Below are 13,507 nucleotides of genomic sequence, written 5' to 3' on the forward strand. Positions count from 1 at the left end.
CATAAAGAAAAAAAGCAAGCAGCCGGTGTGAGCGAAACGGCTGAAGGAGTGGAGTATCATGGCAGAAAGCATCCGTTTAGGCATATTAGGGCTTGGCACCGTCGGAACCGGTGTCGTTCAGCTGGTTAATGAACATCAAAGTGAGCTGCAGCACCAAACAGGGTCTAATGTAGAGGTGACCCGGGTGCTTGTCAGTGATATAAATAAAGAGCGAGGCGCAGAGCTTGAAGGCGTAACGCTCACTGAAAGTTATGAAGAGGTCGTAACTGCAGATGATGTAGATATCGTGATTGAAGTGATGGGCGGAATTGATCATACATTGGAAGTTATGAAAGAAGCGTTTAAAAACGGTAAGCACGTAGTAACTGCGAATAAAGATTTGTTGGCGCTGCATGGCACAGAATTGCACGAAGCTGCTGCAGCGAATGACTGTGATTTATATTACGAAGCAAGTGTGGCCGGTGGTATCCCGATTTTGAGTGGTTTAAAAAGCGGTCTCTCCTCTGATCGGATTACGAAAATGATGGGCATTGTAAACGGTACGACAAACTTTATTTTAAGTAAGATGAAAGATGAAGGACGTACGTACGAAGACGTTTTAAAAGAAGCACAGGATCTTGGGTTTGCAGAGAGTGATCCAGCGGCAGATGTTGACGGTCTTGATGCTGCTCGTAAAATGGCGATTTTAGGCACACTTGGCTTCTCAATGAATATTGATTTGGAGGATGTTGATACAGCTGGCATCCGTAACGTTACGCTCGAAGATATGACGTATGCAGACCGCCTGGGCTATACGTTGAAATTGATCGGACTAGCTGAGCGGGGAGCAGATGGGGTGCATATCTCAGTCGAACCGTTGTTTGTCCCTGCGGATCATCCGCTTGCTGCTGTGAAGAACGAATATAATGCGGTTTATGTGCACGGTGAAGCAGTGGGAGAAACGATGTTTTACGGACCTGGCGCTGGTTCGCTTCCGACAGCAACGGCCGTCGTCTCTGATCTCATTACCGTTATCAAAAATGTACGTCTTGGGGTTTCTGGGCATGATAACGTTGCAGCGCAGCATCAAAAACAGTTAAAGCCAAAAAGTGCGATTACATCGAAGTATTATCTTCGGCTGCATGTCGCTGATGAAACGGGCGTTTTCGAATCGATCACCCAAAAGTTTGCTGAAGAAGGTATCAGTTTCGAGAAAATTCTCCAAGTACCTGTTGAAGCGAACGGTAACGGCAAAGCAGAGATTGTGCTTATTACACATGAGACAAACGGTGCGGCTTATGAAGCCCTTTGTCAGGAGCTTAATAACCTAGCATCGGTTAAAGAATTAAAGAGCAATTACCGGGTTGAAGGAGGACAAACCGCATGAGTCAATGGCAAGGATTGTTAAAAACTTACACAAACGAACTTCCTGTAGGTGAAAATACACCGCGGTTATCCTTAAATGAAGGTAATACACCCTTAATCCCGCTTGAACGTTTGTCTGAAGAGCTTGGTGTGGAGGTGCACGTTAAAACAGAAGGTACAAACCCGACAGGATCTTTCAAAGACCGGGGGATGGTTATGGCGGTAGCTAAAGCAGTTGAAGAGGGTTCAGAAGCGATTATTTGTGCTTCTACAGGTAATACTTCCGCTGCAGCTGCAGCTTATGGCGCCCGTGCCGGTCTTCGTACAATCGTTGTCATTCCAGAAGGTAAAATCGCACTCGGTAAGCTTGCCCAAGCTGTCATGTACGGCGCAGAAGTGTTTGAGATCGAAGGGAACTTTGATGAGGCGCTTGAAATGGTACGAGAGATTAGTGAAACTGAGCCGGTAACGCTCGTAAACTCCGTGAACCCTTACAGGATTGAAGGGCAGAAAACCGCAGCCTTTGAAATTTGCGATGCCCTTGGTGATGCACCAGATGTACTTTCGATTCCCGTAGGTAATGCAGGGAACATTTCTGCTTATTGGAAAGGGTTTGAAGAATACAGCGAGAAATACGGAACACAGCTTCCGCAAATGCGTGGATTTGAAGCTGAAGGAGCAGCGGCAATTGTCCAAAATCAAGTGATTGAATCACCAGAAACAGTTGCGACGGCTATCCGTATCGGTAATCCTGCAAGCTGGGGAATGGCTGTAGATGCAGCAAAACGCTCGGGTGGTGCGATTGATTACGTAACCGACGATGAAATTTTAGAAGCTTACCGGGAGCTCGCAACGAAAGAAGGCGTGTTTGCCGAACCAGCGTCCTGCGCTTCTATTGCCGGCTTGAAAAAACAGGTGGCAAGCGGGCTCATACCAAAAGGGTCAAAAGTGGCAGCTGTACTTACCGGTAATGGTTTGAAGGATCCTAGCACGGCGATTGATGCTGTTGAACTGAAACCTAAACGCATTCCAAATGAAAAAGAACGCTTACTGCAGGAATTAAAAGGAGGCGTGCAGCTATGAAGGCTCAAGCATTAAGAATTAGTGTCCCGGCCAGCTCTGCAAATCTTGGACCAGGTTTTGATTCCATTGGACTCGCGGTCGATCGTTATTTAACGCTTGACGTCACACAGGCAGCGGAGTGGTCGTTTACAACCTCCTCACCGGTGCTTGAAGGTGTACCTGAAGGAAAAAATAATGTCATTTTCGAAATTGCAGCACACATCGCAAAAAAAATGAATCGCGATTTACCTCCATGCCACGTGCATATGTCAAGTGATATCCCGCTTGCTCGCGGGCTTGGAAGCAGTGCAGCTGCTACCATCGCGGCGATTGAATTAGCAGATCAACTTATGGGTACTGAACTCTCACAAGATGATAAAATGCGCTTTGCAAGTCTTTGGGAAGGTCACCCTGATAATGTTGGACCGTGCTTGTTCGGCGGTTTAATTGTCGGTACGCATTCACCGGATGCAACGGACATCGTCCATCTAGGTGTACCGGATGTGGAGATGGTCATGCTCGTTCCAGATGAGCGTTTAATGACAAAAGAAGCGCGCGGCATCCTACCGCGTCAGCTTGAATATCACCAAGCGATTAAAGGCAGCTCGATCAGTAATGTCCTCGTCGCCGCAATTATGAGTGGCGACTGGGAGTTAGCCGGACGCATGATGCGCCGTGACGTTTTTCATCATCCATACCGGGCAGAACTGCTGCCTGGGTTGACAGAGATGCTGAAAGGCATGAATGAATACGGCGCTTACGGTGCGGCGTTAAGCGGTGCTGGCCCAACGGTGCTCTGCTTTGTTCCTAAAGGTGAAGGTGAGCGCATCCGCGAAGCCCTTGCAGCAGATTATCCGCATTTTGATGTACAGCTTGCCCAACCGGCTCCGCGAGGCGTCCAAGTATACACCTTTAAGGAGTCCGAGCAGGTAAACGCAGCCTTATAATAGTATTGGAGCTCTCTGTTATAAATGCAGAGGGCTCCAACTTTTAGTAAAATGCCTTATAACGAAAAAAAGATCTGCCTCGCGCGGAGACAGACCCAAGAGTGACGCATATCATTAAAATACTTGTTCGATTTCTACAACACCAGGGACTTCTTCAATCAAGGCACGCTCGATGCCTGCTTTCAAAGTGATGGTGGATGATGGGCAAGAGCCGCAAGCCCCCATCAAACGGACTTTTACGATACCGTCTTCGATATCAACAAGTTCAACGTCCCCGCCGTCGCGCAGCAAGAACGGGCGTAGTTTATCTAGAACTTCCTGGACCTGGGCGGACATGTCAGTTGCTTCTGTCATGAGTAAACCTCCCCTTTCTTTATTCTCCATTATAATAGCTATAAGAGAAAAAATCTATCCGTTACCGGATATTCTTATTTTAAAAGATAACCGAACACCTCTGCAAATATACAGCTTGTGAAGTAAAATGAAAATGTAGGGAGGTATAGGATATGTCGCATATTGCATTGAAAGTTTACGGGGCAGAAAGAAAGTGTCCGAGCTGTCTGCACGTTCCTTCAGCACCGGAAACAAAAGCTTGGCTTGAAGCAGCATTAACACGAAGCTTTCCGAAACTGCCGCTTGTTTTTCATTATATTGATATTGAGGATCCACCATTAGAAGAAGAAGCGATGAGCACCCGCATTCTTGAAGGTGAATGGTTGTATCCTCTTGTCACAGTGCAGGGTGAGGTTGTCTCCGAAGGTGACCCCCGTTTGAAAGTGCTTCGGCAAAAAATTAAAGAAGCGGCTGAATGCTTGTAAAAAGCTGCAGCCGCTTCTTTGGATTGATTTTTAGACACCAGAGTGATATTTATACATCCAGAGGACGCCACTCTTGAGTAAGCGCGCAACGCGCCCTGTCACCGCTGCTTTTTCTCCCATCATACCGAAGCCATGCTTTTTACCGAGTGAGCCGAGCACACCTTTAAGCTTCATTTTTGGCATTTCGTCAGGAAGTTCTTCATGATTCCACTGCTTTTTTAAAATGGTAACGATCTGTTCACCTTGGGATTCTGCAAGTTGAGCACTTGGTGCATGCGGTAGACTTGCGCAATCACCAACCACAAAAATATCTTCGTTATGTTGCAGGTGGTGGTGTTTTGTTAAGATAATCCGGCCGGAGTCGTCTTCTTCCGCGTTCAAATTCTGGACAATTTGGTTCGGTTGAATCCCAGCCGTCCAAATCGTTGCGTCTGATGGGAACCATTGATCGTGATTGTACAAGCCGTCTGCTTCAACCTTGGTAATGTTGGAGTTGCTAACAACATCCACATCATTTTTCTCAAACCAGTTATGCACATAGTTGCTCAAGCGTTTCGGAAACATTGGAAGTATGGTGTCGCCCCGGTCGAATAAGTGAATGGTTAAATCTGTGCGGCTTTCACGAAGCTCACTTGCAAGCTCTACGCCGGAAAGGCCTGCACCGACAATAGACACGTGTGAGTGCGGTGGCAGGTTGTTTAATGCTTCACATGTACGACGCGTTTTTTCCATACTTTGAATGCTGTATGTATGTTCTTCAGCACCAGGTACCCCGTGATACTTATCCACAGAACCAAGGCCGATCACGAGCTTATCAAAAGATAACGGTTCTTTATTATCAAAATGAATTTGCTGGTTTTCTTCATCAATTGAAGTCACGTTACCGAAGTAGTAGTGGAGCTGTTCATGCTCTGGAAATGGGACGCGCACTTCCTGGTCTGATTCTGTACCTGCAGCAAGCGCATAGTATTCTGTTTTTAAGCAATGGTAAGGGAGTCTATCAACAAGGTAAATTTCCACATCATCCGGCAGGTCTTTAGGCAGTAATTCCTGCATAATTTTCATACCGCCATAGCCGCCGCCTAAAATAACTAAACGTTGCATAAATGGATAACTCCTTCTCTCCGAAATTGAATACAAACTGTGGTGAAGCAGTGGATAAAGGGCTTGATATACTTCTTCGCGGCCCGTATGCTTCGCTGAAGCGAGAATGTAATGAAATTGGCTGTTTACAATATGCGTATAGGATTGAAGCTCATTATCTGAAAGTTGCGGACATAATTGCCGCAACAGCTGCTGCCAGCGCTCAAATAATGCCGGTTCGTGTAAAGCGGCCTCAAGCCACATTTTACGGTAAAAGGCCGGCTGTTCCGAAAATGCATGAAGCAAATGATAAATATCGGCAGTTAATGCAGCTGCCGGATCTTTTGCATCTAATACCTCAGCATGTTCTGGGATGAAGGCGATCTCTTGCCGGGCAATTTCAGTCAGCAGATCCTCTTTTGAAGGGAAATGGGTGAAAAACGTTCCTTTAGCTACTCCGGCTTGGATTGTAATTTCTTGAACGGTCGTTTCATCAAAGCCCCGGGCTAAAAAAAGAGCAGATGCCGTATGTAAAATTCGCTCCTTTGTCGCCGTACGTTTATTTGTTGGTTTAACGTTCATTGTTTCTCGATCGCTCCAATCGCCAGCAGATCCATTCAACTTTACTGACTGCGGTCAATTTTATTATACCCGCCGAATCGTGTTGTGACAACATAAAACGAAAACGTTTGCACAAGTTTTATACTTGTCATAAATCGCTTGAGCCGGTAATATAGAGACGCAATTAGAAGTTTATAAAGGAGAGGTGACCGCGTTGTTTCCAATTATTGAATTCTGTATGACGAATTTAGCCGGCGGCACCCACCCCGTGTTAGAAGCATTGGAGAAAGACCCAGGTGTTGATGTTGTTGAGTATGGGTGCCTCGGCAACTGCGGTCAATGTGCAGCTTCTGCCTATGCGCTTGTAAACGGGGAAGTTGTAACCGGAGAAACAAATGATGAACTGCTTGCCAATATATACGAGTTTATTGAAGAAAACGAAATGTTTTAAGCTGCAGGGAGCTGTCTGTTACAGGCAGCTCCCTGTGTATAAGTGATTTTGCAAGGGGAGGGATAAGCTAAATGGATGTTATTCCATTTCAACACACCTGGCCGTACGAACGGGTGATGGAGGACATATATTTTGATACGTGCCCAAAGTGTGGAAGAGAACAAGTGCTAACTCATTTAAAGCCGCACTCGTTAAAAGCGGCTTTTGAAGGGGTGAAAACCTCCTTAAATCTACCGTGCTGCCATGCAACGTTAACGATCCTTCATGCGGATGATGATTATCTTTGGACAAATGAGCCGTTACGAAAGTGAGGAAGTAAAATGCAGTTTACAAAATTACACGGCCTTGGCAACAGCTATATTTTTGTTGATTTATTTTCAGAATCGCTCGAGAACAAAAGTTTGTCGGAGCTTGCTGTGGCAGTAGCTAACCCGGACACCGGCATTGGCTCAGACGGTTTAATTTTAGTTGGACCTTCAGAAGCGGCAGATGTACGGATGCGGATTTTTAATGCTGATGGGTCAGAAGCTATGAATTGTGGCAATGGTGTTCGTGCCAGTGCAAAGCTCGCGTATGAGAAAAAACGGGTGCTCGAAACGTCGTTTACAGTTGAGACCAACGGCGGCATCGTAACAGCGTTTGTGCATCCGGATGAACAAGGCATGGTGCACGAGGTTACTGTGGATATGGGCAAGCCGAAGCTGAATCGCCAGGAAATCCCGTTAACAGCCGGCGGGCCAGCAGATGAACAGCACGTCAATAAAAGCGTACAGACATCTCCTGTAGATGAACCATTTACAGCTGTCGGGATGGGGAATCCGCACGCCGTCATTTTTGTTGATGATATTGCACAAGCCCCGGTCGTTGAGGACGGCCCTAAGCTTGAGTGCGCCTCATTTTTCCCGGACAGGGTGAATGTTGAATATATTGAGATGATTACACCGCAAGAAATGAACTTTAAAGTGTGGGAACGTGGATCTGGTGTGACACAAGCTTGCGGGACAGGGGCATGTGCAGCAGTTGTTGCCGCTGTGTTGAATAAGCAGGCTTCGTTTGATGAAGAAGTAACTGTACACTTGCCTGGTGGGGATCTGCATATTCGTTGGAACGAAATGGACAGGCATGTATGGATGCGCGGCCCGGCCGAGCTCATTTGTACAGGAGCGTATTATTTGTAAAGTATCATCGGTGGATTAAAATGGAAAGTGTCGTTTGAAGTCAACGGTTAATTCATGTAAAATTAAAATATAAAGATCATATATCAAAGAGAAAAAAGGTTAACGTTTATGGAAAGGGGCATGCGCACATGAATTCTCGGCGGGAAACTGACAGCGAACGCCTGCTCGAGGAGTTCCGAAACAAAATGATGAAGGCTGCCGCCGCGCACGGGTTTCATCATCCGGAAGTGATCTATTACAGCCAGATGGTAGACCTTCAACATAATAACTTGTTAGAAGAGAAAAAGTCAGACAGAAAATGCCCTATGTTCCAAGCAGATTGTATGGCTTGATTATATTGAGGCAGGCAAATTACACTATAACTGAACGGGACAAAGATTCCGTTTAATCTCGATCAGGAGGTATGAAAATGATTAATATCAGCGAAGCAGCGGCAAGAGCGATTCAGCAAATGCGTGAAGATGAGTCTGCGGATATGAAGCTCCGGATCGGTGTAAAAGGTGGCGGCTGCACAGGACTTTCTTATGGGATGGGCTTTGATAATGAAGTGACAGAAGAGGATCAAGAGCTTGAGATTCATGGTCTTCCTATCGTAGTGGATAAAGAAAGTGCTGGTGTGCTTGAAGGTGTGGAAATTGACTACAAAGAAAATATGATGGGCGGCGGGTTTACGATTGAAAACCCAAACGCGGTTGCAACCTGCGGGTGCGGCACATCATTTAAAACAGCAACAAGAGCCGGAACGCCGGAAGATTGTTAAAAAACGGGGCTGTCCTTTTGGGGCAGCCCCGTTTTTGCGTTAAAACATGTGTGAACTGTGGCCCGGCTGCACTTTTGCATCAGGGTCAATGTAAGCTTTGGCGTTGTTAACAGCAGTTGGACCTTCGCCAAAACCTGTAGCAATCAGTTTAACTTTCCCGTCATAAGTTGTAACGTCGCCTGCAGCATAAATGCCCGGGATGTTCGTTTCCATTCGGGTGTTTACTTGAATCGAATTACGTTCAATATCTAATCCCCATTCTTTAATCGGTCCAAGAGAAGTCATGAAACCATAATTGACGATCAGCTCATCAACATCGACGGCTTTGGTGGCTTCACCTTTACTTTCTTTAATAATGACTTGCTCAATCGTGTTGCCGCTGCCTTTCAAGTCGTTGATTTCATACGGCGTAAGAATGTTGATATTTGAATTGCGCATTTCTTCGACACTGTGCTCATGTGCACGGAACTTATCACGCCGGTGCATAACTGTCACATCTGCATGGTCTTTCAGCATATTTGCCCAATCAACAGCAGAGTCACCGCCGCCACAGATTAAGACGTTTTTGCCGTGAAACTGTTCCAAGTCTTTAATGAAATAGTGGAGGTTTCCTTCTTCATATGCGTCAGCACCTTCAAGGGAAAGCCTTTTCGGTTGAAACGCTCCGACCCCAGCGGTAATAATAATCGTGCGCGTATAATGAACTTCTTGATTCGTTGTGATCTTAAATGTCTCATCTTCTAAGCGTTCCACATCTTGAACGGTCTGCTCGAGAGCGACCTCTGGCTCAAAAGGTTCCATTTGCTCGACGAGTTGATCGACCAACTCTTGAGCTTTTACTTTCGGAAAGCCAGCAACATCATAAATATACTTTTCAGGGTATAGTGCAGCAAGCTGGCCGCCGAGCTGCGGCATGCTTTCAATAATTTTCACACTCGCTTGACGCATACCTCCGTAAAATGCAGTAAAAAGCCCTGTTGGGCCGCCGCCAATAATTGTAATATCTGTCACTTGTTCATTGCTCATAACAATGTGCCTCCTCTATCATCATCAAATCACTTTTCGTCATCCCTATCAATTATAAGAAATCCGAACCGTGAATAAAAGCGTCGTGCCTAAAAAAGTCGACTGTAAACCCTTTCAAGTTACAACGTCGGAACTGAACCCATGTCGAAATCAGAAAAAAGGTTGAAATTTACGCTGAAAAAAATTAAGATATATTATGTGATTTGTGACCATTTAACGACATTCATCTGTTGTAATTCAGCGAAGCAAACGAAATATGAACGTCCGCAGCAATTGCGAGCGTCGTGTTCTTTTTATTTTGGACCATTACGTGAAATCAATCACATGTGACTATGGGTGAGGATGCAGGGCTAAGGTGAAGAAATTTTCAAAGAAATAGGTGGGATCAACGTGGAACGTAAACCAAATGTTGTCATTTTAGGGGCCGGCTACGGCGGTATGGTTACGGCTTTGAACTTGCAGAAAGAACTTGGTGCAAACATGGCCAATGTGACATTGGTCAATAAGCACGATTATCATTACCAAACGACATGGCTGCACGAACCAGCTGCCGGTACACTAGAACCGGAAAAAACGCGTATGAAGATAAGTGAAATTCTTGATTCAAACAAAATTACGCTCGTACAAGATACGGTTGAGCAAGTGCATCGTGAAGCTAAGAAAGTCGAGACGACAAGCGGTCAGGAACTTCCATATGATTATCTGGTTGTAGCGCTTGGCTCGGAATCTGAAACGTTCGGTGTCCCTGGCGTTTATGAGCATGCTTATCATAAATGGACAGTCGATGGCGTGCGCGAAACAAAAGAGCACATCGAGTATCAATTTGCGAAGTACAACAATGATGAAACTATGCAGGGCAAAGACTTAAACTTTGTGGTGGCAGGTGCCGGATTTACAGGAATCGAGTTTATTGGCGAATTGACAGAGCGTGTCCCAGAGCTTTGTGAAACTTATGATGTGCCGCGCGAGAGAGTAAAAATGTTTGTTATTGAAGCTGCGCCATCGGCACTTCCAGGCTTTGATCCAGAGCTTGTCGAATATGCGATGAATCTGCTTGAAAACCGCGGTGTTGAGTTTAAGATTAATATGCCGATTAGTGAAGTAAACGAGTCTGGTGTTATCTTAAAAGACGGCACAGAAATTGATGCATGCACGGTTGTTTGGGCAACCGGGGTGCGCGGCAACCCAGTCATTGAAAAGTCCGGGTTTGATGCAATGCGTGGTCGCGTTAAGGTCGAAGAAGACTTGCGTGCGCCAGAACATGAGGATGTCTTCATTCTTGGTGACTGCTCATTAATTATTAACGAAGAAACAGAACGCCCGTACCCGCCAACGGCTCAAATTGCAATGCAGCAAGGTGTGACTTGTGCGAAAAACATTAAAGCTTTAATTCAAGGCGGAGAGCTAGAATCTTTCCAGCCTGAAATTAAAGGTACAGTTGCTTCACTTGGCGGAAAAGAAGCGATCGGTGTCGTTGGCAACAAGAAACTTTATGGTAACTCTGCAAACTTTATGAAGAAGATGATCGATAACCGTTACCTTTGGATTCTTGGCGGGGCTCGTCTTGTCTTAAGAAAAGGTAAATCTCCATTCTAAATATTGCAGCTGGCGCCGGGGCCGAGTTCAACTCCCCCGGCGTTTTCTTATGTAATGAGATTGTAGGCTCTTTGTATGAAAAATAGACTGAATCAATGAAAATGGTGAAAGAAGAAGGAGCATAAAGTTTATGTTTCCGCTTTCATGCTGGGTGAGCGTCGATTATGCTGCTTTTATCCTTTGCTTATCTCTGGTATATTATCAGAAAATTCAATGATTATTTTAAAGGAGTTGAGCCGAGATGAGACAAAGGAAAGTGAAGAGTTTTAATCAGTCAGCGTGTTCTTACTGCGGGGGACATGGTTATCTACAGTTACCGCTAGAAGGTGCAGAGACATGTCCAAGTTGTTCCGGGGGAGGATTTGCGGAACGTTCGAAGGCTAAAAAAGCATGAGTTATTACAATGCCAGGGCTGATCAATCATGCCCTGGTTTTTTTGTGTTCGTACGGTTTGTTTGAAGATTACGTGACGCAACCGCTCTAGTATATTGACGCAGAGGTCTCCCTTCTGTACACTAGCATTGATACGGAGGTGAAGGGGTTATATGTTGACCAGTCTACCCCAGTTGATATTATCAATGATCTTGTTTTTAATCTTATTTTTCGGTATTGGATTTTTATTAAATATGATTTTGCGTTCGACATGGATAACGGCTTTCATTTATCCGCTACTCGTTCTTTGGATTGTAGATAGTTTAGGTTTGCTTTCTTACTTCACAGCACCTGCGGCTTCGTTTCAAACACTTGGGCAAGATTTGGCCGGCTTGCAGCTTGCAGATGTTTTAATATTAACGTGTGGATTAATCGGTGCTGTATTGGCGGGTATCGTGATCCGGATGCTTCGTGTTCGTGGTTATCAAATGTTTTAAACATGGTAACGTCTTTTCTGCTTACGTATAAATTCATGAGTGTGAGGTAAAGCTGTTTTCGAGGTGATAAGCTTTGAAAGCAGGACGTCGAACTGTATTTACATTTTTATTTACAATTGCAATATTCAGCACTTGGTACAGTTTAACAGGTGTTGGTCTCGTGGAAGTTTATGAAGGAATAAGTGACACAGATGAAACCCCAGTAAAAGAAGCAGTTTCAAAAGAATCCGGGTTGAGTGAAAAAGAGCAGGAAGCCATAGAAGTTATGATCCCCTGACGCTTTATAAGCGCAGGGGATCTTTTTCGTCATTAGGTGGGAAAGTTTCAGGGTGCAGCAGTGCAGCAAGTTTTTTCAAACCTAGCAGAAGGCGTGGGGAAGGTCGACAGTAAAGGGGCTCTTCTAAAATGTGGATACGATTATTCGTTACTGCTTTTGCTTTTTCAGCATTTTCACGCTTTGTAACAACTTTTGGTTGTACCCGTTTAGTTTCAACACCGACCCACGCTAGACAAATGTGATCAGGATCGCGGGCGAGGACGTCTTCCCACGTTGTTTGAATGCTTGCTTGCTCTTGATCTTCAAAAATATTTTTTCCCCCGGCAAGCCGGCTAATGTAACTTAACCAGTTTGTAGCCCCGGGAGTGAAAATTGGTTTAGGCCACCATTCCCAGTAAAGCCGGTTTTTTGCTACATTTGCTCCAATCATACGGTAATGCTCAATAAAAGTTTGAAAGCGTTCGGCTTGTTTTTGAGCGGTTTCTTTGCGGTTTAGTTTTTCGCCTAGTTGAAGCATATCATTGGCAATGTCATCTAGACTTTGAGGGTTTAGGGTAATAAACGGAAGGTCTCGTTTTATAAGTTCTTCAATGTTTTTTTCCATACCCGGTACACTTAGTGAAGCGATAATTAAATCAGGTTGAAGTGACTCAACTGCATCCATATCAATCGACAAATCAGGACCAAGACGTGGAAGGTTTTGTACGCTTTCAGGCCAGTCGGAAAAGTCATCGATACCGACAAGTTCTCTTTCAGCCCCAAGGTAAGCAACCATTTCTGTATTGCTCGGGCATAATGAAATAATGCGCATCAACGGCCTCCTTTACATTCGGCTATACGATAAACAACGAATGGCTTGCCCATGCCAGTAAAATGCCGAGCAATGCACCAAAGAATACTTCAATCGGCTGATGACCGAGCAGTTCTTCCAGTTCCTCGCGTTTTTCACGCTCTTTTTTATGCTGCCACGTTCGTACATCGTCGACAAGCTTGTTAAAGTCATCGACGAGCTGGTTAATCACAGTTGCATGGTACCCTGCATGCCGGCGTACACCGGTCGCATCAAACATGACGATGACGGCAAAAACACAAGCGATGGCAAACATATTGGAACTGAATCCGGATTCAAGGCCAATTGCTGTAGCTAAAGCTGCAACAGCTGCGGAATGTGAACTCGGCATCCCACCGGTGCTTGTCATTAAAGTTAAATCAAGTTTACGAGTGGCGACGAAAACGATGGGAATCTTTGCAAATTGAGCGATAAAGATTGAACTCAGAGCAATAATAAGCGGAAAATTATATAAAATCTCCATGACGAAAACGCCCTTTCGGAAAAGTCGAGAATTTATTATATCATACTGCAGGGCTTCAATCCTTCCCTCTTTTACATTTCGTTTCATTTAAAACGTTAACTTATACCTTATGATTTGCAATTTCACCATCATAAGTTTTATGATGTTTTCAATCAAATCGTACAATTAATTCATAATATTGAATTAATAAAAGAATTTTCAAGTAATTCAGAGGAAAGTGGT

Annotated in this window: 17 protein-coding genes and 2 pseudogenes; 13 read left to right on the forward strand and 6 right to left on the reverse strand. The window is 44.9% G+C overall.

The window, feature by feature from the left end:
• Nucleotides 1-58: 58 nt before the first annotated feature.
• The 3 genes from B0H94_RS09025 to thrB are packed head-to-tail and all read left to right on the forward strand — an operon-like array spanning nt 59 to nt 3,353.
• Nucleotides 59-1,366 (forward strand): homoserine dehydrogenase, encoded by a 1,308-nt coding sequence (locus tag B0H94_RS09025; RefSeq protein WP_106588929.1) that lies wholly within the window; start codon nt 59-61, stop codon nt 1,364-1,366.
• Entirely contained in the window at nt 1,363-2,427 is a 1,065-nt protein-coding gene (gene thrC, locus B0H94_RS09030) for a threonine synthase (protein ID WP_106588930.1), read from the forward strand. The genes B0H94_RS09025 and thrC overlap by 4 nt, the downstream gene beginning before the upstream one ends.
• Nucleotides 2,424-3,353 (forward strand): homoserine kinase, encoded by a 930-nt coding sequence (thrB, locus tag B0H94_RS09035; protein ID WP_106588931.1) that lies wholly within the window; start codon nt 2,424-2,426, stop codon nt 3,351-3,353. Before thrC ends, thrB begins: the two co-directional genes overlap by 4 nt.
• Before the next feature lie 114 nt (nt 3,354-3,467).
• Here thrB and B0H94_RS09040 read toward each other — a convergent pair.
• Nucleotides 3,468-3,765: pseudogene (locus tag B0H94_RS09040) on the reverse strand (NifU family protein).
• Between the two features lie 94 nt (nt 3,766-3,859).
• Here B0H94_RS09040 and B0H94_RS09045 point away from each other — a divergent pair.
• Complete coding sequence (locus B0H94_RS09045) at nt 3,860-4,171, forward strand: DUF1462 family protein (protein WP_106588933.1); 312 nt, start codon at nt 3,860-3,862, stop codon at nt 4,169-4,171.
• A gap of 30 nt (nt 4,172-4,201) precedes the next feature.
• Here B0H94_RS09045 and B0H94_RS09050 read toward each other — a convergent pair whose 3' ends face one another.
• Together B0H94_RS09050 and B0H94_RS15520 are read right to left on the reverse strand one after the other, a co-directional pair.
• Complete coding sequence (locus tag B0H94_RS09050; protein ID WP_427909944.1) at nt 4,202-5,275, reverse strand: NAD(P)/FAD-dependent oxidoreductase; 1,074 nt, start codon at nt 5,273-5,275, stop codon at nt 4,202-4,204.
• 387 nt (nt 5,276-5,662) lie between these two features.
• Nucleotides 5,663-5,836, reverse strand: a pseudogene (locus tag B0H94_RS15520) (TetR/AcrR family transcriptional regulator); the annotation flags it as partial.
• 193 nt (nt 5,837-6,029) lie between these two features.
• Here B0H94_RS15520 and B0H94_RS09055 point away from each other — a divergent pair.
• The 5 genes from B0H94_RS09055 (at nt 6,030) to B0H94_RS09075 (ending at nt 8,204) form a co-directional block, all read left to right on the forward strand.
• Complete coding sequence (locus tag B0H94_RS09055; protein WP_106588935.1) at nt 6,030-6,266, forward strand: YuzB family protein; 237 nt, start codon at nt 6,030-6,032, stop codon at nt 6,264-6,266.
• 71 nt (nt 6,267-6,337) lie between these two features.
• Nucleotides 6,338-6,577 carry a hypothetical protein gene (locus B0H94_RS09060; protein WP_106588936.1) on the forward strand — a complete coding sequence of 80 codons (240 nt, stop codon included), beginning with the start codon at nt 6,338-6,340 and terminating at the stop codon, nt 6,575-6,577.
• 9 nt (nt 6,578-6,586) lie between these two features.
• Nucleotides 6,587-7,444 (forward strand): diaminopimelate epimerase, encoded by an 858-nt coding sequence (gene dapF, locus B0H94_RS09065; RefSeq protein WP_106588937.1) that lies wholly within the window; start codon nt 6,587-6,589, stop codon nt 7,442-7,444.
• Nucleotides 7,445-7,572: 128 nt separating this feature from the next.
• Nucleotides 7,573-7,776: an aspartyl-phosphate phosphatase Spo0E family protein gene (locus B0H94_RS09070; RefSeq protein WP_106588938.1), complete on the forward strand. Its 204-nt coding sequence runs from the start codon at nt 7,573-7,575 to the stop codon at nt 7,774-7,776.
• Nucleotides 7,777-7,853: 77 nt separating this feature from the next.
• Nucleotides 7,854-8,204, forward strand: a complete 351-nt coding sequence (locus tag B0H94_RS09075) for a HesB/IscA family protein (RefSeq protein ID WP_106588939.1) — start codon at nt 7,854-7,856, stop codon at nt 8,202-8,204.
• Nucleotides 8,205-8,243: 39 nt separating this feature from the next.
• Here the strand turns inward: B0H94_RS09075 and B0H94_RS09080 are convergent, their stop codons facing one another.
• On the reverse strand, nt 8,244-9,230 hold the full coding sequence (locus B0H94_RS09080) for an NAD(P)/FAD-dependent oxidoreductase (RefSeq protein ID WP_106588940.1): 987 nt from the start codon (nt 9,228-9,230) through the stop codon (nt 8,244-8,246).
• A gap of 390 nt (nt 9,231-9,620) precedes the next feature.
• Between B0H94_RS09080 and B0H94_RS09085 the strand changes: the two genes are divergently transcribed.
• From B0H94_RS09085 to B0H94_RS09095, 4 genes are all read left to right on the forward strand, one after another.
• Complete coding sequence (locus tag B0H94_RS09085) at nt 9,621-10,826, forward strand: NAD(P)/FAD-dependent oxidoreductase (protein WP_282432539.1); 1,206 nt, start codon at nt 9,621-9,623, stop codon at nt 10,824-10,826.
• 241 nt (nt 10,827-11,067) lie between these two features.
• The gene (locus tag B0H94_RS15185; protein WP_181315335.1) at nt 11,068-11,220 is read left to right on the forward strand and encodes a YuiA family protein; all 153 of its coding nucleotides are present in this window, start codon (nt 11,068-11,070) and stop codon (nt 11,218-11,220) included.
• Between the two features lie 151 nt (nt 11,221-11,371).
• Nucleotides 11,372-11,695, forward strand: a complete 324-nt coding sequence (locus B0H94_RS09090; RefSeq protein WP_106588942.1) for a YuiB family protein — start codon at nt 11,372-11,374, stop codon at nt 11,693-11,695.
• A gap of 73 nt (nt 11,696-11,768) precedes the next feature.
• Nucleotides 11,769-11,972: a hypothetical protein gene (locus tag B0H94_RS09095; protein ID WP_106588943.1), complete on the forward strand. Its 204-nt coding sequence runs from the start codon at nt 11,769-11,771 to the stop codon at nt 11,970-11,972.
• Nucleotides 11,973-11,976: 4 nt separating this feature from the next.
• On the opposite strand, the gene B0H94_RS09100 is transcribed toward B0H94_RS09095, so the two are convergent.
• On the reverse strand, nt 11,977-12,783 hold the full coding sequence (locus B0H94_RS09100; RefSeq protein WP_106588944.1) for a cobalamin-binding protein: 807 nt from the start codon (nt 12,781-12,783) through the stop codon (nt 11,977-11,979).
• Nucleotides 12,784-12,805: 22 nt separating this feature from the next.
• Nucleotides 12,806-13,285, reverse strand: a complete 480-nt coding sequence (locus B0H94_RS09105; RefSeq protein WP_106588945.1) for a divergent PAP2 family protein — start codon at nt 13,283-13,285, stop codon at nt 12,806-12,808.
• Between the last annotated feature and the right edge of the window lie 222 nt (nt 13,286-13,507).

This window comes from Salsuginibacillus halophilus (assembly GCF_003014715.1).
Taxonomy (GTDB): domain Bacteria; phylum Bacillota; class Bacilli; order Bacillales; family Marinococcaceae; genus Salsuginibacillus; species Salsuginibacillus halophilus.